Annotated in this window: 17 protein-coding genes; 1 reads left to right on the top strand and 16 read right to left on the bottom strand. The window is 34.1% G+C overall.

Annotated elements, in window-relative coordinates:
• Positions 1-751 precede the first annotated feature (751 nt).
• The 14 genes from tagH to KI363_RS15315 form a co-directional block, all read right to left on the bottom strand.
• Positions 752-1552, bottom strand: coding sequence for a teichoic acids export ABC transporter ATP-binding subunit TagH (gene tagH / locus KI363_RS15380; RefSeq protein ID WP_212966902.1), 801 nt, complete (start codon positions 1550-1552; stop codon positions 752-754).
• A 14-nt stretch (positions 1553-1566) separates the two neighbouring features.
• Complete coding sequence (locus KI363_RS15375) at positions 1567-2385, bottom strand: ABC transporter permease (protein ID WP_212966901.1); 819 nt, start codon at positions 2383-2385, stop codon at positions 1567-1569.
• Positions 2386-2605: 220 nt separating this feature from the next.
• Positions 2606-3697, bottom strand: a complete 1092-nt coding sequence (gene wecB / locus KI363_RS15370; RefSeq protein WP_212966900.1) for a non-hydrolyzing UDP-N-acetylglucosamine 2-epimerase — start codon at positions 3695-3697, stop codon at positions 2606-2608.
• 319 nt (positions 3698-4016) lie between these two features.
• The gene (locus KI363_RS15365; RefSeq protein WP_212966899.1) at positions 4017-6029 is read right to left on the bottom strand and encodes a glycosyltransferase; all 2013 of its coding nucleotides are present in this window, start codon (positions 6027-6029) and stop codon (positions 4017-4019) included.
• A gap of 26 nt (positions 6030-6055) precedes the next feature.
• Positions 6056-7747 (bottom strand): CDP-glycerol glycerophosphotransferase family protein, encoded by a 1692-nt coding sequence (locus KI363_RS15360; protein ID WP_212966898.1) that lies wholly within the window; start codon positions 7745-7747, stop codon positions 6056-6058.
• A 299-nt stretch (positions 7748-8046) separates the two neighbouring features.
• A complete protein-coding gene (locus KI363_RS15355; protein WP_212966897.1) occupies positions 8047-9189 on the bottom strand; it encodes a CDP-glycerol glycerophosphotransferase family protein in 1143 nt (380 codons plus the stop codon).
• 93 nt (positions 9190-9282) lie between these two features.
• A complete protein-coding gene (locus KI363_RS15350; RefSeq protein ID WP_212966896.1) occupies positions 9283-10440 on the bottom strand; it encodes a CDP-glycerol glycerophosphotransferase family protein in 1158 nt (385 codons plus the stop codon).
• 32 nt (positions 10441-10472) lie between these two features.
• Entirely contained in the window at positions 10473-11498 is a 1026-nt protein-coding gene (locus tag KI363_RS15345; protein ID WP_212966895.1) for a ribitol-5-phosphate dehydrogenase, read from the bottom strand.
• Positions 11495-12208 carry an IspD/TarI family cytidylyltransferase gene (locus tag KI363_RS15340; protein ID WP_212966894.1) on the bottom strand — a complete coding sequence of 238 codons (714 nt, stop codon included), beginning with the start codon at positions 12206-12208 and terminating at the stop codon, positions 11495-11497. Before KI363_RS15340 ends, KI363_RS15345 begins: the two co-directional genes overlap by 4 nt.
• 336 nt (positions 12209-12544) lie before the next feature.
• Positions 12545-13576 carry a dTDP-glucose 4,6-dehydratase gene (gene rfbB / locus KI363_RS15335; RefSeq protein WP_212966893.1) on the bottom strand — a complete coding sequence of 344 codons (1032 nt, stop codon included), beginning with the start codon at positions 13574-13576 and terminating at the stop codon, positions 12545-12547.
• A gap of 2 nt (positions 13577-13578) precedes the next feature.
• Complete coding sequence (gene rfbD / locus KI363_RS15330) at positions 13579-14430, bottom strand: dTDP-4-dehydrorhamnose reductase (RefSeq protein WP_212966892.1); 852 nt, start codon at positions 14428-14430, stop codon at positions 13579-13581.
• A 1-nt stretch (position 14431) separates the two neighbouring features.
• Positions 14432-14995, bottom strand: coding sequence for a dTDP-4-dehydrorhamnose 3,5-epimerase (gene rfbC / locus KI363_RS15325; protein WP_212966891.1), 564 nt, complete (start codon positions 14993-14995; stop codon positions 14432-14434).
• 12 nt (positions 14996-15007) lie between these two features.
• Complete coding sequence (gene rfbA, locus KI363_RS15320) at positions 15008-15886, bottom strand: glucose-1-phosphate thymidylyltransferase RfbA (RefSeq protein ID WP_212966890.1); 879 nt, start codon at positions 15884-15886, stop codon at positions 15008-15010.
• A 302-nt stretch (positions 15887-16188) separates the two neighbouring features.
• A complete protein-coding gene (locus KI363_RS15315) occupies positions 16189-19440 on the bottom strand; it encodes an SH3 domain-containing protein (RefSeq protein ID WP_212966889.1) in 3252 nt (1083 codons plus the stop codon).
• Between the two features lie 485 nt (positions 19441-19925).
• Here KI363_RS15315 and KI363_RS15310 point away from each other — a divergent pair, with 485 nt between their 5' ends.
• Positions 19926-22505, top strand: coding sequence for an N-acetylmuramoyl-L-alanine amidase (locus KI363_RS15310; protein ID WP_212966888.1), 2580 nt, complete (start codon positions 19926-19928; stop codon positions 22503-22505).
• 41 nt (positions 22506-22546) lie between these two features.
• Here KI363_RS15310 and KI363_RS15305 read toward each other — a convergent pair whose 3' ends face one another.
• A complete protein-coding gene (locus KI363_RS15305) occupies positions 22547-22765 on the bottom strand; it encodes a hypothetical protein (RefSeq protein ID WP_212966887.1) in 219 nt (72 codons plus the stop codon).
• A 13-nt stretch (positions 22766-22778) separates the two neighbouring features.
• Entirely contained in the window at positions 22779-24380 is a 1602-nt protein-coding gene (locus tag KI363_RS15300; protein WP_212966886.1) for a glycosyltransferase, read from the bottom strand.
• Between the last annotated feature and the right edge of the window lie 259 nt (positions 24381-24639).

The raw sequence follows: 24639 nt of genomic DNA, 5'->3' as shown, positions 1-24639 counted from the left end.
GGGATTTTGTCGAACACGTCGTATCATCTAACGCGTCTATGGGGGCTTCAAGTTCTGAATGAGGTTCCTAATCGACTTATGGGCTTCTTAATGTTTTGAATGGAGGGTTCCTAGACAAAGTATGGGGAAATTTGCGTACGGAATGGGGTTCTTCATGCTTAGAATGGGGTTCTTGGAAGAAATATGGGTTTCTTTATCTCTGAATGGGGTTCTTGGAAGAAATATGGGGTTCTTTATCTCTGAATGGGTTTCCTCGCTCACGAAATGGGTTCCCCAATGGAATTATGGGTTTCTTCGCACAGAGTGGGTCTCCTCATGGATTTATGGGTTTCTTTGAGCACTGAATGGGGTTCTTGGAAGAAATATGGGGTTCTTATTCTCTGAATGGGTTTCCTCGCTCACGAAATGGGTTTCTTAACGGACTTATGGGCTTATTCGTATTCTAAATAGGCTTCCTTCATCCTTTCCACATCAAAAGTGATCCGAAAAGTTCCTTGTGTATAACTTCCCCCCAAAAAAAGCGGACGCATATAAAATGAAATTTCTTCCCTCAGAATAAGCTCGTTCAAAATTCGCCCGTAAATCTCCCATCAATTCCTTTGAGAAAAAATAATCTGTTCGCGGAATTCCGAGTGGAATGATATTTTCCACTGGTATATTAAAACAAAAAGCATTTGCAATCATTTCTCTCAAAAAAGAAAAAGCGTAAGGCTTTTATAATAGAAACACCTCACGCTTTTTCACCTAGTAATTAAAGGCCCGATAATTCAACTGATTTCTCTATTGCGGCTTTTCTATACGCATCTTTTTCCTCTTTAGACATTTTCTTATATTCTTTTAAGAATTTCTCGTATTTGGGAATAACCTCTTCTACAGAACCAAAATCCTTTACTCTTCCAAATTCTAGCCAAAGAATTTTTTCGCAGAATGTTTTCATTTGACCAATCGAATGGCTAACGAAAATCATCGTTTTTCCTCTTTGTTTAAATTCTTTCATTTTCTCCAAACTTTTATCAGCAAATGTCTTATCTCCCACTGAAAGAGCTTCATCAATAATAAGGATATCAGGGTCAACACTTACTGAGATGGCAAAACCAAGTCGTGATTTCATTCCGCTGGAATAGGATTTTACTGGTTGATCAATAAACTTTCCTAACTCGGAGAATTCAATAATCTCTGGTTCCAACTCTTTGATTTGTTGTTTATTGAAACCTAACATAAGGAGCTTTAATTCAATATTATCTCTTCCAGATAAATCCTCTTTTAACCCAGCAGACACTGCAATAAGAGCGGTATCCCCGTTGACGGTTACTGTGCCAGATGTCTCTGGAACAATTCCTGAAATTATATTGGATAACGTTGATTTACCAGAACCATTGATCCCGATAAAACCAACTACATCTCCTTTTTCCGCTTCAAAGCTAACATCCGTCAAAGCATAGAAATCTTCTCCATAGTCTTTCGGAGTAATGAGGTCCAAGATTCGTTCTTTCGTATTACTATATAATTTATATTTCTTCGTAATGTTTTTTACAACTATTGATTTCTCCATCACAGTCACAACCATTATAAGTAATCTATAAAATGTCTTCTGAACTTAACATGTATCACTGAACCGAACAAAAATAGCACAATCACTAGGCCCCAAAAATAGAGGCTATATTGCCAATGTTCCACAAAGTACCAATCCACTCCAAATAAAGCAGATCGGTAACCCTCAATAAGATAATAGAGGGGATTCAGTTTCATAAGAGTTGGTAGTGGTTCATCTAACATTGATACCTGCCAGAGTATTGGTGATAAATAAAGCACCATTCTTAAAGTAGCATTTAAAAACATATGAACATCCCTAATAATCGTTGACAAAGTTGAAGTAATCAAGGATATGGAAAACATTAGACAAAACGCAGCAAATATAAAATAAAATATTTGCAGAAAATAAATACTCAGATAAAAACCGGCGAATTGAAAGATAATCACCACAAATCCCAAAATAACTATATGGATATAAAACTGAGAGAACAACGCTATATTAGGAATAACGCTCATTGGAAAATTCATCTTCGATAACATCCGTAACCTTGTATAAATAGACTTAGACCCCTGAATGGTCGATTGATAAAAAAACGTCCATAAAACGAAGCCTCCAAATAGCCAATAGGAAAACGGAACTTCTATGCCCGGAGCAATCTCAATATCTGCCCTTTGACGAATGCTTCCAAATACAAACCAGTAAATCAGTACTTGGATGAGAGGATTCAAAAATTCCCATACCATTCCTAAATAATTGCTTTTATTTTGGCTTTCCAACTCATATAACGACAATCTTCGAATAAGATAAAAATGATCTATTTGCTCTTTAATAACCGTTATTGCAGCTTTCATACAATTTCCTTTCAAATTCCATAATCAAATCGTACGCTTCATAAATTATACAAGGTAGGACATGAAATGACAATAAAAGAGAGAAAAAACACATAACCTCCCCAAAATGGCTCGAAAATTTCAGCTATAATTGAGCCCTGACAACTTCAAACGATTGATCAGGGCAGTCTTTCAGGAGATATTCTTTTTTTGATAAAGTACAATTACAAAGTCATTCCGATTATCCCTCCAGCACATCCGCAATTCGCATACTTGCTGATCCATCCCCATATGGATTACTTGCCTGGCTCATCTTCTCATATTCGACTTGATCTTCTAACAAAAGCTTAAAGGTTTGATAGATAACTTCCTCTTCAGTACCCACTAGCTTCAATGTTCCCGCAGCTATTCCTTCAGGTCTTTCTGTGGTATCGCGCATAACCAATACAGGTTTACCTAGGCTTGGAGCTTCCTCTTGAATGCCCCCACTATCTGTAAGGATCATATGAGATCTTGAAAGGAAATTATGGAAGTCAATGACTTCTAAAGGTTCAATAATCCGAACGCGATCACAGTTCCCTAAAATCTCATTCGCCGCTTCCCTTACGACAGGATTCATATGTATGGGATAGATTGCTTTGATATCTGGATGTTCATCCACAATTCTCTTAATGGCCCTAAACATGTTTTTCATTGGCTCACCCAAATTTTCACGTCTATGGGCTGTGATCATAATGAGTTTACTATCTCCCACCCAATCTAACTGTTCATGTGAATACTTTTCATTTACAGTGGTCTTTAATGCATCAATAGCTGTATTCCCTGTAATATAAATAGACGCAGGATCCTTACCTTCTTTTATTAAATTCTCTTTCGACATTTCTGTTGGGGCGAAATTATACTTTGCTACAATCCCAACCGCTTGGCGATTGAATTCTTCAGGGTAAGGAGAATAAATATTGTATGTGCGTAAACCTGCTTCAACATGACCTACAGGAATTTGCAAATAGAAGCATGCTAATGCTGTTACAAACGTTGTTGAAGTATCACCATGAACTAATACGACATCTGGTTTTACTTCCTCTAAAACAGCCCTCATTCTGTCCAAAATATTAATCGTTACATCAAATAAAGTTTGCTTAGACTTCATAATAGAAAGATCATAATCAGGTGTAACGTGAAAAGCTTCCAAAACTTGATCTAACATTTCTCGATGCTGCCCAGTCACACAGACAACCGTTTCTAATCTTTCTCGTGTTTTCAATTCTTTGACCAAAGGACACATTTTGATCGCTTCAGGTCTTGTTCCAAAAACTACCATTACTTTTTTCATGAGATTTTCACAATCCTTTGAATTGATATTTTAGTTTTCAATATATATTTTCTTCCCAATTCGACTCTGTATTCAGCTTTCAATAAGAAATTGTGATTTCTCCGCGGAATCAAACTATATCAGTCATACAATTTAAATATAGACAAAAAAACAAAGCACTACTTTAAACTTTTTACTAATAGTACAATTAATGAAATGAAAGGCCTGATATCTACAAGATTTCAGGCACTATTTTTAATACATTATTTAAATTACTAGTGATAAGAAAAATCATTAATTTTCCATTGTCCCATATTTAATATACGATCTATAGTTCAGATTATTTTCTTGTAATAGTTTTAATTTTATTTTCAATCCCAATTAGTTCTTCCTGATCAACGATATATTTGCCAACCTTAAAATGAAGTTTAACATTTCCATTTTCGGAAAAAATTGGCGTAATAAGTCTATTATTAATTAATCGTGGCGTTAAAGTTTCATTCGTTAGCTTTATATTCTTTGCAATAAAACTATTTTCCCACGAAAAGCACAATTGTATATCCCAGAGTCCTTTGGTTAGATCTAAATGTTCGAAGTCAATCAAGGCATTAAACTGGAATTTATCTTCCTTTACTTTTTTCGTATCTCCAATAATCTGTTTTGCCTCACCTGTTTTTCTCTTTATCAGTTTAATATAGGCTTGCGGGGATGTATTGCTAAACATGTCTCCAATAGCTGTTAAAAGAACCTCCGCTTTAATCTTTCGGGTTTTCTCCCATCTGAAATTTTGAAGATGTAGTTCTATATCCTTTAGTTTTACCCTTGTAGCTTTATTCGCCATTAGAGTTTTCAAAAATTCATCCCATTTTTCAAAATAACGCAATTCTGTATATCGATCTATATTATCTTTTGCATAATTAGATATCTTCTGCAGATTTGGATTTTGCAGCAACAAGACAACCTTTTCTGCCAAATCATTAACAGAGCTATTCTTCACTATATAACCATTTTTCCCATGTTCTACTATATCATTTGTTTCAAAATTATAATCAAAGGATATAACAGGACAACCACTTTGTAGACTATTAATCATTTCTAATTCACTATTTTCCGCGTGGTTAACAAAGACAGCACATTCCGATAAGGAATATATATTTTCTTGTATATTATGCTCTTTAAATATATCAACATTCCCAATCAAGCTTAATTTTAATGTTAATTCATCTACTAAATCCCGCAATTCATCATTTAATCCATATATCTTTAACTTTACATCTGGAATCTTATCCGCAACAATCCGTAATGCTCTTAAAAGAATTTCGGCCTCCACAATATTCCCATTATGGAAAGTCGCCACTATCGAATTACTCTCCCTTTTATTCAATGTTGTATTGACTACCTTATCGGGAACCAACATTGGCAAAAAGAACATATTATTACGTTGGCCATATTTATCAAGATTCTCTTTCATTTCCTCATGCGTAGAAAACACAATAGCATCAGGATTCGATAAATACTCATATTGAGATTTTACCTTTAAATATTTTATAAACTTTTCTAGACTATAATTTTCAAAGTCATGTATAAAATAACTTTTATACAAATTATCATCCGGCAATTTTTCAACTAAATGAAAGTCCGTAATTCTATCCGCAGCAATAAATGTGGAAAATGTTTCACCAATTAGTTGTTCTAAAAAGTAAAGCCACAGCTTATCCGTTGTGTAAAACTCATGAATTCTATGTTTTTCATTATCAAACAATTGGAACTTCGGAATACTGTCATCCTTAAAATTTCTTTTCTTTATTAGAAAGAGACTGCCGTCCCTGTTAAAAAAATGCTCAAAAGTTACTTTATTGTTTACAAATATTGATCTTCTATATAAGAAACCTTCATCATCAAACTCATCAATATTATCTATTTGTCTTTTACAATTATAAAAATATATTGATTTCAATATATTTCTTTCATCATATATTTTTTTTATTTTAAGTATTCCTTTTTTAAATCCCAATTTTGAATAACCGTTCGACATATTTTCGGCATTTTCGAACCAATCAAGGTTATCGTGTTCCCATTCAACAGGTTTTGGAAGATTGGTATCAGGAACCTCACTATTTCTAAAAAAGTCATACATATTGATAAATATATTTGTTAGAGACTCGCCAGTAACTATTTCTAAGTTTTTAATTTTTTTGTAGAAGTCTCTATCATATTCCTTAATAATTATTTTCGTTGAAATGTCGCCGCTTCTTTTATTCAGTAAAATTGCTCTGTTTAATTGTGCACCCATCACTTTATCCAGAGTAGAAGAAATAAATAGGCACTGATTTATCATTTTATTCATACTCATTATTTCACCTTCACCCTTGTAGACAGTTAATCTGTAGAGCCTATATTCTCATGAGTTATACCATTTGTATTAGTATTAATATTATTAGTAGCAGGCATGCTCTTTTCTTTCCGTAATATAATCCAATCAATCACTCGGTCCGCTGCACCACCATGCAAAAACTCAAAGTTCTTCTTCCTAAATATCTCTACCTTTTCAAACTCATAATCCTCATTTTCCAAAGATCCTAATAATTCATCGAAGCTTTTTACAATTTTCCCAGGAACAAACCCTGTAAATTCATCATAAAAATCCCTTGATGCAATATATTCTTCTAAGTCAAAGGCGTAAAAAAGCATTGGTCTATTTAATAAGGAATATTCATATATAGTTGAAGAATAATCCGTAATCAAAACATCAGCTATAAACAATATGTCATTGATTTCTCTATAATCTGTTGCATCAATTAATACATCAGAATATTCATCAGGTATAGCCAGGCTATTTTTCACCAAGAAATGCATTTTAAAAATTACCACAGCATTATTATTTCTACAAAATTGGGCTAGACTCTCCATATTAATCTTTTTCATTGGATAATAAGCAGTTTTTGGCCCCCCTCCTCTAAAAGTCGGGCCAAATAAAATGACTTTATCCGCATTTTTTACTTGCGGATATAGATTTTTTAGCTTTTTGATAGTTTCTTTCCTGTAACCTTCATCAAAGAATATATCCGTTTTGGGTATCCCTGTAGCTATAACATTATCTTCCTCAATTGCAAATGCTTCCGCATAATATGGAATTACATGCTTTGAACTAACAATTGCCTTCGTATAGATTCTATGATTTTCACCATCTATCTTAGGTGAAGCCGGTTTACCTAGTCGGCTATAACCAAAAGTTTTAAATGCCCCATTTGCATGCCACAACTGTACAATTTCCGTATCTTCATCATATTCAAGGGAGTTCACCATAGGTTGGTAGTCCTCAATAAAAATATAATCAGCTATGCCTAAATAAAATGGTAATTTAAACTTATCCCACCATTTACTCCTTGCCCAAATGTTCGTTTTGAAAACTTTATATAATTTATACTCTTTATCTAGATTGCGTTCAATCATTCTATTGTAAACAGCCCCTAAATTCCCTCCTATTTTTGAACGAGAAGCTGAGGTAAAAAGAACTCTTTTTCCATTCTTTTTTACAATTTTCTTACTCAGATTAAAGATTGTAACGAATAGTTGCTCTCTAAAATTAGCAATCCTTCTTTTAAATGTTATCTTTCTCCTCTTCTTAGGTTGTGAACATTTGAAGTATACATCAAAATACAAATTATTCTCTTTATTATTGAGCAGTAGATGAAACTTATATACACGCTTTGCACCACTTTTGAAATTACGAGAATATACTTCGTCCAGTGCGTTTCCTCTTATTAAATTTCTAGCTATACCAACCTTTCTAGTATTATTTTTCGAGACAATTAATAAATCCCATTTTCCATTGGGCAATCTATCTTTATTAAATATAGTTGTTATATTTATAACAATTTTAAAGCTATGTCCTTCAAATGACACATTTTTTAACGGAATCAATAGGTCATCTGAGTAGTTACATAAGTAAAACGAAGATTCTTGAACATTACTTCCTTCCACTAAACCATATAGCTTTAATTTTATTCTTTCCCACTCTATCTCATGGATACTTGCCGAAAAAGTGGGGTTTGAATTAGCTGTTTCCATGATTTCCTCCTAACAAATATTCAAAGCAACTGAGTTAATTTCATAATGAGTAACTCGAATAAGATATATTAATGATTTTTAAACGGTAGGCGAAATTTCCTCTGGGAATAAATGCGTGGAATCCCTCGCAGTAACCACGAAGATGAGAGGCTGAAACTAATCCTAATCCCCATGGAATGTGTCAGCCAAAGTAAAACCAGCATTGTCGAATTTAATACCAACACCTCTATTATAGTGTTAAATTTAAATTTATAATATAAGGCCTTTCGTGAAGAAGCATAGATTTTCGCTCGAATCTTTTAGCAATTAATTTTTTTTAAAATTAATTGTTCAACTACTCGTTTACTTGAATTTCCATCCCTGTGATCATAAAAATGTTCCACAAACGGCTTTATTTTCTGCAAGTCGAAATTTCCACTTTTTATAACCTTTATTATCTCCTCGGTACTTCTAGTTAAAACACCTGGTATAAATGAACTGTAATTATAATAAAAATCTCTTTCTGCAATATATTCTTCTAAATCAAACGCAAAAAAGATCATTGGTTTGTTAAGTAACGAAAATTCAAAGCATACAGAGGAATAATCAGTGATTAATATATCGGTAACAAATAACAAATCGTTTATTTCTCTATAGTTCGAAAAATCATATACGAATTCTTTAAACTCCTCTGGTATTTTAAATTTCTCCTTAACAAAAGGGTGAATTTTTAATATAAGTACATAGTCATCGTGTAGGTGATTATATAATTCCGAGAGATCTAAGATATCTGACGGATAGTAGGCATTTCTTTTTCCTAACCCACGAAATGTGGGAGCAAAAGTTATTACTTTTTTTTCCTTTAAAAAAGGATATTGTTTGTATAAATCTTGTCTTTTATTCTTTTTATAATCCTCGCAAAAAAAGATATCTGTTCTAGGAATTCCAGTTGGAATAATCTTTTCCTTTTTTATTCCAAATCCTTCAGCATAGAAATTAATAACATTCTTTGAACTAACGATTGCTTTAGTATAATTTAGGTGGTCCTTTGAGTTTAATTGTGAGTCCTCGCATCGTTCCGTACGACTATATCCAAACTTCTTAAATGCACCTACAGCATGCCAAAGTTGTATTAATTCAGCATCTTTACGGATTTTCAAGGGATACACTATCGGATAGTAATCGTCGAGAAAAATATATTTAGAAGTAGCTAGATGATATGTTAATTTAATCAATTCAGTATAGCTTCTTTTACTGGACTTTAGGAAAAAATAATAATCTAAATCAAGATTTCTTCTACACATTTCTTTGTAGACAAATAAGAAATTCCCACTCATCTCTTCTCTACTGTCAGAGGCGAATAGTACTTTATTTTTTTGTAGCGGTAAGAATAGGAATACGTTATATATAGACTTAATTAAGAATGATTTTATAATACGCTTCTTAAATGGAAATAATTTCATCTCATTCCCCCAAAATCCTTGTGAAAGATACAATACTGCTTCATTTTATTAAAGGTAAAAAGGGATTAATTTAAATAATCCCTTTTTACTGCCTCATTTCTCGGAAAAAATATGTGAAACAATTTTTTGGCTTACTCGCTTATCACCATCAAAAAAGAAATCCTTAAATTTCAGTATCAAATCCTTATCATATTGCCCTTGCTGTATCCAGTTTGCCAATTGATAAGTATCTGTAAAAAATGGACCTGGTATAAAAGTTTCAAAGTCAAAATAAAAATCACGTTCTAGCATATACTCTTCCAAATCAGTCGCATAAAAAGCTATTGGCTTCTCTAATAAACTGAAGTCAAACACAATTGAGGAAAAATCTGTTATAAGGATATCTGAAACTATCATTAATTCCTCAATAGTAAATTCGCTATCCATAACCGTTACAAAATCCGACTCATCTTCGACAATCATACTTTCTTTCATATAAGGATGCAGATGAATTAATAGTGTATACTTTTCACCAAGTACTTCTTTTAATATCCTTATATCGAGAGGACAATCAAAGGCTTCTTGATTATGACTTCCACCTCTAAATGTGGGTGCATATAGAATGACTTTTTTATTTATAAATTCCGGGTATTGGAGAAAAAAACGTTCTTCCGCTTCACGTACATATTCTTGTTCAAAAAAGAAATCTGTACGCGGCACTCCTAATGGATGAATCTTATCCTCTTCCAATCCAAAAGCCTCCGAATAATAAGGAATAACATTTTTCGAGCTAACATATACTTTCGAATAATTAGAATGGATTTTCACATGATTCAAATATTCTGGACTAGGACCAAACGATTTTCCTACTGTACTTAACCCAAACTTTTTAAAGGCACCTGCAGCATGCCACAATTGAATAATTTCAGATCCATCTCTTGGTTTAATAACATAAATTGGAAAATAGTAGTCATCAACAATGAAATATTTAGAAGTCGCCAGCCCATAAATTGACTTAAGCATATGGAGAAAATAATCGACTTTACCAATAAATGAACCTTTAAATTTCTTTATGAGAAAATGATATTGATAATCCGGGTGTTGATTAACCATTTCTTTATATAAATATTTCAAATTTCCCTCTAACGACTTTGAACGATAGGAAGCAAACGTTACCTTTTTCTCCTTAATCGGGAAGACAAAAGCCATTATATTATAAATAAGTCGTAGAAAATATTTGACTATAATTGTAGGTAGAAATTTCAAGTTCACCTTTATGCCTACCTTCCTTCATTGCTGCTCCATTAAATGTTCCAGGCCAATACCGTTTTCCCCCAGGATACGGTTAAATCTTTTTCAAAGGCTTCAATAATTTCTCCAATTGTAGTAATGGATTGAACTGAACCAATAAGTGTGGTCAAATAATCCACAATATCAGGGAATTCTTTCATCAATTCCACTGTGTCGACAAAATCTTTACGACCACTTCGACTACTTCCAATAATGGTAATTCCCTTTTCTAATACCATTCTGGAATTCAATTGGATAGGATATTCAGATACTCCCATGATTGCAATAGAACCCTCTGGGTAGATATGGTCTATAATCTGGTTAATAGCTGCTTCACTACCTCTTCCACCTACCGCTTCAAAAGCATGATCGATCAATAAATCTTCAGGTATCTCATCTATTTGGTAGGCTTCATCTACAAAGGAAAAATGATCTAGTTTATATTGGTTTTTGCCGAAGATGATGATTTTGCTGTTCGGATACTTTTTCTTTAAAAGCAAGGAAGTGATATAACCTAAATTACCATCTCCCCAAACGCCCAATACATCTCTTCTTTTATGTGCTTTGGCTTCAAAGCGGGTAATGGAATGTGTTGCAATCGTAATTAATTCCGTAAACGCCGCTACTTTTGGATTAATATCTTCAGGTAATTCAACTAAGCGATCCGCTTCTAAAAACACATAATCCTGCATAAAACCATCATATCCACTTGACCTAAATTTGCTGGAACGCAAATAGTTTTCTGCACAATACTCATCAACTTCCGTAGGCGTATTAGGAATCATCACGACTCTTGTCCCAATTTTAAACTTACCCGAACGATCAAAAACAACTTTACCGATTCCTTCATGAATTAACGCCATTGGCAATTTAGCACTCATTGCCTCTTTACCTCTTGTGCCTGTGTAATAGCGCTGATCCGCAGCACAAATAGAGAGGTACTCAGGGCGAACCACTACATAGTCTGATTGTAAACTTCGATCTTTATAGGTAACTTCAAATTGTCGGGCAGAAACTAATCGATAAACTTGATTAATCATTGTGAAATCCGCTCCTGTATAATGGCATTTGCCACTTTTAGATCGTAAGGGGTTGTTACCTTTATATTAAATACCTCTCCCCTTACCAATTTTACCTTTTCGCCTTTTAAAGCGAATATCTTACATGCATCTGTCAAGATACTTTTTTCGTCTTCATCAAGCGAATGATAAAGTTCCACTAGCTTTTTAATATTAAAGCTTTGAGGAGTCTGTCCTTGGAACATCGTGTCTCGAACAGGAATTTCCGTGATTACTTCCTGGTCTTCGGATCGAATAATTGTATCAATTGCTTCAATCACCGTATCAACAGCAGAGTATTCTAGAGCGGCATTAATATTTTCATCTATAATTCTATGAGTTAAAAATGGACGCACAGAATCGTGAGTGACAATAATATCATCATCATTAATCCCAAAATGCTCGTCAATATAACGAACTCCGCTCATGATGGATTCGTTTCTATCTTTTCCGCCTGCAACAACCGCAATTCGGTCTGTTTCACCAATATATTTCTTTATAATATCTTTAGTGTGGTTAACCCAGTCTTTACGTGATACAATAATGATCTTATCAAAACGATCATTTAATAAAAACTTCTCGATGGTATGAATGATAATCGGTCGATTATTTAGCGACAAAAATTGCTTCGGCATATTGACATTTCCCATTCTTGAGCCGTTTCCACCCGCTAAGATTTCTGCATATATCACCGTCATATCTCCTTTTGTATATGTTTATATGAAACTAACATTTTTTGTTGAAAGATGTCACAAACTCATAGTAAATATACACTTTTTTAAAAAATTTATCAACATAGCTTCTATCTCATTATAGACCCGATCATAGTTATTCAAATATAGCACTTATGACCCGATATATACCAGTGAATGTCGGAAATTTCTACCACATGGTGTAAATCTTACCGCTCGTGTGTCCCGTTATTTATAGCATAGTGGAGATAGCCAATGCAAACGGATTGAATCCATATTAGTAAGGTATTAAATAAGAGGTTGTCTTTAATAAGTGACAACCTCTTAAGAGCACTATTACTTATTGTCTTTTAATGAATACTGTTTTTCAAAGTACTCTTTATATTCGCCGCTAATAATTTGCTCCCACCATTCCTTATTATCCAAATACCATTGAATGGTCTGAGCAATACCAGTTTCAAAATTATAAGTTGGTTTCCAACCTAGATTTTCTAATTTTGTAGGATCAATTGCATATCGTTTATCATGACCTAGTCGATCCTCAACAAACTTAATTAAGCTTTCTGGTTTGTTAAGGGCACCTAGAATAGTTTTTACCACTTCAAGATTTGTTTTCTCATTATGCCCTCCGACATTATAAACCTCACCATCAGCGCCCTTATGTAGAACTAAATCAATCGCAGAGCAGTGATCATAAACATGAAGCCAATCCCTAATATTTTCCCCTTTACCATAAACTGGAACACTTTCATCATTTAAAACCCTTGATATAGTAAGTGGGATTAACTTCTCTGGAAAGTGATATGGACCATAATTATTAGAACAACGAGTAATATTAATCGGTAAACCATATGTTTCATGATATGCGCGTACTAATAAGTCAGAAGAAGCTTTACTTGCACTATATGGACTGTTAGGTTGAATTGGAGTATCCTCCGTAAAGAATACAGTTGGATCAAAATCTAATTCACCATACACTTCATCTGTTGATACATGAAGGAATTTAGATACATGGATATGTTTAGCAGCATCTAAAAGTATTTGTGTTCCTAATACATTTGTTTTTATAAAGATTTCTGGATCTGTGATGGAACGATCGACATGACTTTCAGCCGCAAAATGAACAACATAATCAAAGTTTTCTTTTTCAAATACGCTAAAGATCGTTTCTCTATCACTGATATCTGCCTTTATAAAATGATAATTATCGTTGTTTTCTATTTGTTTGTGCTTTGTTAAATCACCTGCATATGTTAGCAAATCTAGATTATAAATATCATAATCTGGATATTTATCCACCATATACTGTACAAAATTTCCTCCAATAAAACCTGCCCCACCAGTAACTACTATCTTTTTCTTTGACATAACTATTTCACCTCATGTTTTAGCTCATTCAAATAGTGTGATAATGCATCTTGCCATTTTGGTAATCTTGTAAATCCATTATCCTGAAGTTTTGTTTTAGACAACCTTGAATTTTTCGGTCTTACTGCCGGAGTAGGGAAATCTTCTGTTGGAATAACATTAACTTTGACTTTTTTATTACTTTGTTTAAATATCTCCTTAGCAAATTCGGCCCAACTACAAAATCCTTCATTTGTGGCATGGTAAATTCCATACTTCTCTGTTTGAATCATGTCAATTATTAACTTGGCTAAGTCGTAAGTATAGGTTGGTGAACCAACTTGGTCTCCTACAATACTTACTTCCTTATTAGATTCTGCTAATCGTAACATAGTTCTTACAAAGTTTTTTCCATTCAAACCGAAAACCCATGAAATTCGCACAATAAAACTATCTAATGTTTCCTGAACTATTTTCTCGCCTTCATATTTCGTTAGACCGTAATAGTTAATAGGATTTGTTTGGTCTATCTCCTTAAATGGGGTTTCGCCGTTTCCATCAAAAACGTAGTCAGTACTGACATAAAGAAATTTAGCTCCAACCTTTTTTGCTGCTTCTGCTAGATTCTTTGTTCCTTCTACATTCACGTTCCAACAAGTTTCTTTGTCATCCTCTGCTTTATCGACTGCTGTGTAGGCAGCACAATGAATAATAGCATCTGGATTCAAATCTTCTACATATTTGTTCACTTCTTGCTGTACAGTTATATCTAAATCTTTACTTCCAACACCGTGAATCTCAAAGTTGTTTCTTTTACCTTCTTTTACCACATCATACCCCAGTTGCCCTGTGTAGCCTGTTACTAGAATCCTCATTCTACTTCTCCTCATAGAAAAAATTGATCTCTGCTTCTTCTAAACTTGGTGCATGTTGATCTTTTTCTGACAAAATAGGTTCGATATCCATAGGCCATTGAACTCCGATTGTAGAGTCATTCCATATAATTCCACGATCACAATCAGGTGCATAGTCGTTATCCACTTTATATTGGACTTCAGCGTCCTCAGTAATGGTCATAAAACCATGAGCAAATCCTCTTGGAACTAATAATTGTTTCTTATTTTCAGCGGAAAGTTCAATTCCATACCATTTACCAAATGTAGGGCTACCCTTTCTAATGTCTACTGCTACATCAAAAATAGCCCCTCTCGTACATCTTACAAGCTTAGTCTGTGCTTTCGGATTCAATTGATAATGTAATCCGCGCAACGTTCCTTTTGCAGCAGAAAAAGATTGATTATCTTGAACAAAATTTAAATCAATACCTGCTTCTTTTAATTTGGAATAACTGTGGGTTTCCGTGAACCATCCACGATGATCCCCAAAGACAACTGGTTCAATTACTTTGACGCCTTCTAAATTTGTATCAATAATTTTCATAATCTTACACCTCTAGTATTTAATGTTCCCATTGGCAACTTTTAATAAATATTGACCATAGCCCGTTTTAGAAAATTTCTCAGCAGAACAATATAATTCTTCTTGTGTTATCCAGCCATTAATATACGCTATTTCTTCCGGTGCTGATATTTTAATACCTTGATGTTCTTCTACGGTTCTTACAAAGTTTGTCGCATCTACTAGGCTTTGATGTGTTCCTGTATCTAACCAAGTATACCCACGACCTAATAATTCAACATGGAGATCACCAAGGTTTAAATATTCTTCATTTATAGAAGTAATTTCTAGTTCCCCACGATGAGAAGGTTTCACATTTTTTGCAATGTCAACCACACGGTTATCATAAAAATATAATCCTGTTACAGCATAATTTGATTTAGGTTCATTTGGTTTTTCTTCTACACTAATAACTTTCCCGTTTTCATCAAATTCTACAACACCAAACCGTTGTGGATCCGGAACATGATACCCAAAGACAGTAGCTCCGCTTTCTCTATTTGTAGCTGTAATTAATTTATTTCTTAAACCACTGCCATAATAGATATTGTCTCCTAAAATCATAGCAACAGAATCTTCCCCAATGAAATCCTCACCAAGAATAAAAGCATGTGCTAACCCCTCTGGTTTTTCTTGAACCACATACTGCAAGCTTATTCCATACTGAGAACCATCTCCAAGCAAGGCATTAAAGCGCGGAATATCTTCTGGTGTCGAAATAATTAATATGTCCCTAATCCCCGCTAACATTAACGTGGATAGGGGATAATATACCATTGGTTTATCATATACTGGTAATAGTTGCTTACTCGTTACCATCGTTAATGGATAGAGTCGCGTACCACTTCCTCCGGCTAAAATAATGCCTTTCATTAAATCATCCCCTACTAATATATAGATAAAGTTCCTAAAAATTTGTATCATGTACCTTCGTTTCTGCTTAATACCTAAGTATTACAGTTTTTAAACTAATCTTATGAAAAATCTTGTCAAGTTCTGTTACCCTTTGACATTATAACAAATTACATTTTAACATGCATAATTTATCTGATTGCATTTTCTGTTGCTTGCTCATGAAAATAAGCATCTAGGATAATGTTAAAAAGGTGCATTTTGAATATATTCAAAATGCACCTTTTCAGTACTAAATGTGGGATTCAGTTCAGACATAAAACCTATTTAACCACTATATAATCACCAGAAACCCAGCCTGCTTTACCATCCACTTTAACTTTATACCACCCACCATTCTGACCGATAATGGTTACTTTCGTATTTTTAGGTATAGTTCGGATAATGCTATTCGTCGTCTTTGGCCCGGTTCTAAAGTTAAGATTGCTTGTTGTAACAGCAGATTTACCCTCTAATTTACGGTCAAGAGCATATTGAGCATCGCCCGTTGGCTTAGGAGATGCACTTGGTTGATTTTTAAACTTCGGTACATCAAAGTGCAAAACATACGACTCTAGTAATTGGTATATATTGGCCATCCCTATGGTTTGGGATTCAGCCCAAGCTACATGTGTAGCATATTGATGGGTTGCCGGATTATCCGGATTCCAGCGCATTTTATATAACGTATTTTGACCACGGTCAATATATCCTTTCGATATAAACTGCGCACCCCCAATAATCGCATCTTCTACTTTAAACCAACCTTCTTGATACGCTCTTACAGAGCCCAAAACATTTGGATTTTGATCAAGAGCTCCGATGCCAAAAGCATTATATGTTGTTTTGATATTTTTAGCATTTTTTATATTAAACTTTTTATCTTTAGTAATTTTCCATTTACATGCACCGCTTTTGGTAACTTTACATTCTGCAATATACGCTCCTTTTGGTTGAATTGAAACCCATTTATTCTTGCTTATCTCTCCCACTTGAATAGTACCATTCGATAAAATCGATGAACCATTACCTGTCTCATGAAGAGCATGAGATATTAAGTATACTTCATTTATATTATATTTTTTACCAGCATTAATAAACGCTTGTGCTTGTGCTTTTCCAGAAAAAATCCCTTTACCTATAAGAACCTTATTATATAACTCTGTAACACTTAATCCAGCTGTTTTTGAAAGGTTAAGAAATTGTAGATAGCTACTAGAATCCTTTGAAATGTTGTTCGGATTGGCATAATATTCAACAAACTTCCTACTGGCATATAAAAGTCCAGCACCATCAGCCTTAGGACTCGCGGCCATTTGCCTATCAATCATATCTGAAAAATTAATAGGATAGTCTGTATACTGTTCAACTGTTCCTATTTTTTTGAATGCATCCTCTTTATTTACGGATTGACCTTTACCTTTTGACACTAACTTAACTTCAATGGCCTCTAAACGTTTTGATAAGCCTTGCGAACCTGCTTCCATTCCGTTCTTAGCCCAACCTAACCAGCCAAAGTTTTGGGCATGGACACGATAGTAAACATCATAATGTTTTGCCATTTCACCAGTAAGGTTAATTTTAATGGCTTCAAGACGCTTGCTTTCTCCACTTGTTCCGGATGCAGCACCGTTGGAGACATTTTTCAACCAGCCTTTACTTTGCACATGTGTGGAATATGTAATTCCTCCACTATAGGGAGCATCTTTCAAATCAATCTTAATCGCTTCTAAGCGTTTTGCTTTCCCAGTTGTTCCGCTTATTGCCCCATCCGATACAGAATCCATCCATCCATAAGTTTGAACATGTGTTGAATAAAGGACAGATGGTTTCGTAAGAGAAGGCCTAGCTGTTGGACCGGGAGCTTTTGTACCTTTTTCAACCAATTTAATTTCAATGGCTTCAAGACGCTTAGATAAACCTTCTGTTCCAGCGACTTCTCCATTTTTCGCCCAGTCCAACCATCCAAATGTTTGGGAGTGAACGCGATAGTATACATCATAGTTTTTTGCAACTTTGCCTGTAAGGTTAATTTTAATAGCTTCCAACCGTTTACCTTGTCCAGTAGTACCAGATGAAGAACTGTTGGAAACACTGTTTATCCATCCTTTACCTTGAACATGACTAGAATATGTAATTCCTCCACTGTAAGGAGAATCTTGTAAACCAATTTTGATCGCTTCCAACCGTTTGGATTCACCTTTGGTACCACTCATTGCGCCATCTTTAACAGAGCTCATCCAGCCGTGGGATTGAACATGTGTGGAATAGGTTACAGACGGCTTTGTAAGAAAAGGTTTATTTGTCGAACCAGGAGCCTTACCGCCTTTTTTCACTAGTTTGATTTGTATAGCTTCTAAACGTTTTGCAAGTCCCTCTGTTCCTGCTGGTTGACCATTTTTTGCCCAATCTAACCAACCAAACGTTTGGGAATGAACCCGGTAATAGACGTCGTAATCTTTTGCTTTTTTACCAGTTAATTCGATCTTAATTGCCTCTAGTCGCTTGTGTTTACCAGTAGTTCCACTTGCTGTTCCTGCTGAAACAGGATCTTGCCAACCATAAGTCTGAACATGTGTAGAATATTTCAAACCTAAGTCTTTCATATTACCGATCGAAATTTTAATAGCTTCTAAACGTTTGGCTTCTCCTGTAGTTCCACTTAAAGCTCCATCTTTAACTGTTTTCAACCAACCATGGGTTTGTACGTGAGTTGAATAGTTAATGGAAGGAGTTTGATTAGATTGTATCATATAGTTTTTCTTTACTACTGCCTCTGACTGTTCTTCAGGAGTAGTTAGAGCTTCTTCTAATGATGTTTCCTCTGATGGTACTTCTTCTATTGAATTTACCTCTTCTTCTTCAGTAACCTTTGCTTCATCTTCTACCATTTCAACTTCTGAAGATTCATCTTTTGTTTCTTTATCTTCCACAGGATTTAAAGGTTCATCTTTTATTTCTGGATCTTCCACAGCATTTAAGAATTCATATTCTTCTTCTGTGATTTCAACCTTTTGACTATCTTCATCTATTAAATAATAAACTGTTCTTTGATTCATCACAGTATTATACTCATCGATGATTTTTACCTCTTCAATAGATGTTCCATTTTCATTTTCAGTAATAATAGTCGTCTCGGCGTTTAATTCAAGAGGGTTAACCTTTTCAACCTTAAATGAATCAGATTGTGCTAATCTATAAACAATCCTTTCCTCTTCTGTTATAACAAGTTCACTGCGTTCGTCAGTAACATCAAGAGTGATCTCTTCAGTTGAATTAGACGTTTCGTTATAGATTTCAATTTTCCCACTAGCTAATGACTTCGATTCATCTGTCCATCCATTTAGGATTAATTTTATATTTTCATTAATGTCTATTTCCTGTTCTGCACCATCATATTGAATGAAATAATAACTAAAATCTTCTCCTAAATCTTCTGTGTCTAAACTATCTGATGCGTAAGCAAAAGTACCTTGAGCAAACAACACAGAAAACATTAATAATATACAACTTAGTAAACTTATCTTTCTTTGCATCATCAATCTCCCTAAATTTAAGTTTTACGTAATAGTAAATACAAAAGTCTTTCTCTTAATCTAGTTATAAGTAAAGACAAAAGTACCATTGAGACATTCTAAATCTTTTCTGTGCCTTTCACCTCTCTTACATTAAAAACTGAGACATATGGCCTAGTCTCCTTTTAGAATTTCAAATAAAAATAATGTGAATTATCCGAGTTAAACCTATAAATATAAATCCCCTAATCTAAGTTACTTATATGTTCTTATGTCGTAACTTACAAAACCCGAATCATGTCATATATTAACATATATTTCCACTTTACTCTATAGCAAATCAATAGAAAATTAGTTCCTTATAACCAACAATCCCGAAGAAACATTCTGTGTAGATAACTTTTTTACCGGTAGTATTTATCTACTTTTGTGCTAGAATAGTATATTGAATTGTAGGGTTTTGTTGAAAAACCAATTTTAAAACTTGATTAACAGGGAGAATCAGAATGCAAAAAATTTTACTTAGTAGTTTGTTGTTAATGCTTCTTATGTTTAAAGGAACTATTGCTTTTGCGGTGGAAAACCCTGCCGAACAAAAGGATGGAGAAGAAACTAACTATTACTCCATTCATTACGATGGTAAGGAACAAGAGTTAATACTTGAGGAAAATAATATTAAACTTATTTTAACAAGCTGGACGGATGAATCTAAGTCAGCGGTGAACGGTAAGTTAGAAATTAGTGATCATACATACTCAAGAATTACAGAAGAAATTATATTGGAAGTTACAGACCAACCAACCGAACTTAAAGTAACGAAAGATAGAAGTATTTATTATACCTTGCATCCTTCCGATTCATTTAATGTGGAAGAAATAAAGTTACCAGAATCGGACAATCCAACTACTGATGAAACTGAAATTGGAAATGAAGACGGTACTTCTGCAGATGAAACAAATGTTGAGGATGAACAAGTAACTGAAACTATAGAAGAAGATACCGAATCTGTAGAAGAGCAAAAATCGGAGACTTCGCCCGAAGAAAATGAAGATTTAAATTCAACAGATACAGTCTCTCCGACCAAGGACATCACAATCGATAGTGAACCATATTCCATACAAAACGAGGATCCTATTATCAGCTACTCCTCTCACGTTCAAGGAATTGGTTGGCAAAAATATGTTTCCAATGGAGAAACTTCTGGAACATCTGGTAAAGCTAAACGCTTAGAAGGAATTAAAATTTCAATCGATAACGCAAAAGATTTGGGTGTTAGATACTCTACTCACGTTCAAGGTTATGGGTGGCTCGATTATGTTTCTAATGGAAAAATTAGTGGTACCACAGGAAAAGCCAAACGGTTAGAAGCGATTAAAATTGAATTGACTGGTAAAAAAGCAAAAGATTACGATGTCTATTACCGTGTTCATGCCCAAACTTTCGGTTGGTCTGGATGGGCAAAAAACGGAGAACCTGCTGGAACAGAAGGGCTTTCTAAAAGACTGGAAGCAATCGAAATAAAAGTAATAGAAAAAGGATCTAATGTTAATATTTCAACAGGTAATTCGTTTATTAAGAAACCTACTATCGCTTACTCCACCCATGTGCAAACATATGGTTGGATGAGCCAAGTCAAAAATGGAGCATTGAGCGGAACGACAGGAAAGAAAAAGCGATTAGAAGCGATTAAAATTGATTTACAAGATTCCAATTACTCCGGGGATGTAATTTACTCTGCACATGTTCAGAATCTTGGTTGGTTAAAGAATGTCTCTAACGGTGCTGTTTCTGGAACAAATGGCCAAAGTAAACGGATGGAAGCTATAAAAATCAACCTTACAGGAGAAGTTGCGAAATATTACGATGTATACTACCGAGTTCATTCTCAATCTTTTGGATGGCTAGGTTGGGCAAAAAATGGACAAGCCGCTGGAACAGAAGGTTTATCCAAGCGACTTGAGGCTATTGAAATTAAATTAGTAGCAAAAAGGGGTAAAGCTCCTGGATCAACTGCTAATCGATTTCTAACTAAGCCTTCAATTGTTTATTCTTCACACGTTCAAACGTATGGTTGGTTAGATTCAGTTAAAAATGGAGCAATGAGTGGCACAAAAGGGCAATCAAAACGTTTAGAAGCGATTAAAATAAACTTAGAGAACTCTCCATACTCAGGAAATATTGTTTATTCCACTCACGTTCAAAGTTTTGGTTGGTTAAAGAATGTATCCAACGGTGCTATATCTGGAACGAATGGTCAAAGCAAACGAATGGAAGCCATTCAAATTAATCTCACAGGCGAAATTGCAAAACACTATGATGTATACTACCGAGTTCATTCTCAATCTTTTGGATGGCTAGGTTGGGCGAAGAATGGAATGAAAGCTGGGTCAGAAGGTATTTCCAAACGCTTGGAAGCTATCGAAGTAAAATTAGTACCTAAAGGTAAAGGGCAATCTGTAAAGGCAAGCAAGGCATTCAAGCAACCTGTTAAAATCAAGGTCTTTCTTGACCCAGGACATGGTGGTTATGATACGGGAGCGATAGCTAGAGGAATAAAAGAAGCCGACTTAAACTTGGCCGTTGCAAAAAAGGTGGAAAAGTTATTAAAAGGTCGTGGCTATTCTGTACATATGTCACGAAACAGCGATTCGTATGTTGGATTATATGACAGGCCAAAAATGGCAAATAATTTAGATGCAGATATATTTATTAGTATTCACCATAACTCAACTGCTTTTGCAACAACCCTCGTGAATGGGATTGAATCGTACTACTATAAATATGATAAAGAATATCCTTCAAAAATAAACAAGGATATGCATGATAATCCTGAAAGAATTAAAAAGAGTGTAACATTAACGAACTTTATTCATCAGAATATGCATAGGAATACCGGAGCAGTAAACCGTGGAGTAGGTGGAGCATCATTTGCGGTAATACGTGAAGCAAAAATGCCGGCAACATTATTGGAACTTGGATATATTAATAATGCATCTGAACGGATTAAATTAGTTACAAATTCCTATCAAAATAAATTAGCTAAGGCTATAGCCGATGGCGTAGATCAGTACTTTAAAGCCAACTGATAAAAACAAGGACCAGGAATAAGATTTTCCTGGTCCTTGTTTTATTTCAAAAACTTTATTTCAGATTCCGCAATAAACTCCGTATTCATAATACCATCTGTATCTACCGGACGAAGTTCAAACCATCCTTTTATTAAAGGGTACACTGTAATTTCATCATCTTTTTTAAATTGATTAACCTTAATCGCATTCTTTGAAGGCCTTGCATAGGAAAAGACATCGTTTTTTTTAACTATTGCTTTCTTTTTTGAATCTGCCAATATTATCATCCTTTTACTTAGTCATTTTTACATCAAATGAAAGATTATCATGATCTTTAGTAAAATATGCTCTAACTGTATATTTCTTTCCAAACGAACGTACAGGGTCAATTATTATTTCCTTTTTAGGGCCTGCTTCTTTCTCTTTATTAGAATGTGTAATTTTATCTATAAAACCTTTAGCTTCATGTATTTCTTCATGTTGTTTTATTTTTAGGTCATTATTTCTTGCTTGTCCCAACCTTCTTCTTTTCGTATATCCATCTATTATTCCTTCAATAAAGACATCCCAAGGTCCAACAGATTTCTCATCTACAACGAAATCGCGGTAATCAACTTTAAAACTAAATTGGCCTGACTTATTTAAAAGATTATTTTTAAATCTTTTTTCTATTCCAGAGCTCCTATGGACAAGAATTAACTCATTTTTTACATTCATATTAATTAAAAGGCTTTGATAAAACTGTCCAGATATTTCAAAATGTGTGTTATCTAGCACGATATCATCTACAAAAACATCTGAAGTATTTAGATGATTTACGGGATATTCACTATCATAAGCTAAATACTTTCTAGAATATTTAAAGTTTGCATAAATCCACCCGTTTTCAACTCTTGTTACTTGATTTGGACTCACTTTATCCATTTGCTTATGAACCATCAATAACTTTTGCAAATCATTTTCCTGTGCAATTAACACAAAATAATGGAATAGGGACGGTAATAAATTGATCAATTCATCATTTACGTGGTTATCAATAAATTTTTTCGTTTCATTTAACCAGTCTTTTTTTTGTTCTGCTGTTAATTTATTCGTTAAAAGGTATCTTCTTAATTTGCTCGTTTCATAGAATCTTTTTAAGAAAGCCGCAGATAATTCCGTTTTATATAAGGGACTTAAATCTGACTCTTTAATAGTCGTCATTATATTATTAAACGAATAATAAAAGTTTTCGGCTGGGAAATATTTAAAACTTAAATTTTCGTGTCCCCTTTTAACAACATAATAGTACTCATAATCAGTTAGAACAGTAATAACTTTAGCATTAATATAACACTGCATAACGAATAATTGATCTTCCCCTACAACCGCTTTTTCATTAAATTGAATACCATACTTTCTTATAAAATCAACATTAAACATTTTATGCGGGGCCAATGAAAAAACCAAATTATGTTCAACAATCTCAGCTTTTGGCAAATTTCCAAATTTAAACATAGACCGCGGGACTTTTCTCCCGTTAACCCCTACATATTTTCCAAATATAACATCTGAATTATTTTCTACTGCATTCTTATAAAATCTTTCTAGCGTTTCTTCCCCAATAAAGTCATCATTGTCTAGAAATAGAATATATTCCCCTTTCGCAGCATTAATCGCATCATTTCTTGGTAGCATTGGACCACCAGAATTTTCAGTTCTATTAATAAGTTTAATATTATTATGGTTTTTCATATAAGATTCTACAACCGCTGCGCTATTGTCAGTTGAGACATCATTCACGCAAATTACTTCAAACTCACTACTATCCATTGTTTGATTTATTAAAGAATCTAATGTTACATTTAAATGTCTTTCCGCATTATAGATTGGGATTGCTACAGTAATTTTCAAACCGTTCAACTCCTATAAGCAATTAGTATACTGATCTTTTAATAATCATTACATTAACATTTTATAGAAAAAAAATATATGGTCAAATTTTGCCTCATATAATTCGAATATTGTTTCTTCAGCTTTATTTGATCCCATATTCCGCGCCCCTTTAAAAGCCTAAAATCTTTTTTTGCAGGAATTCCCCCACGTCCTATCGAAGGGTAAGGGTATGAATACCGTGGGGTGATTGCAATGAATAATCCAATTCCGCAGATTC

The organism is Lederbergia ruris, assembly GCF_018332955.1.
GTDB lineage: Bacteria > Bacillota > Bacilli > Bacillales > Bacillaceae_C > Lederbergia > Lederbergia ruris.
Note: the sequence above shows the minus strand (reverse complement) of the source record. Positions and strands in the feature narration are given on the sequence as shown.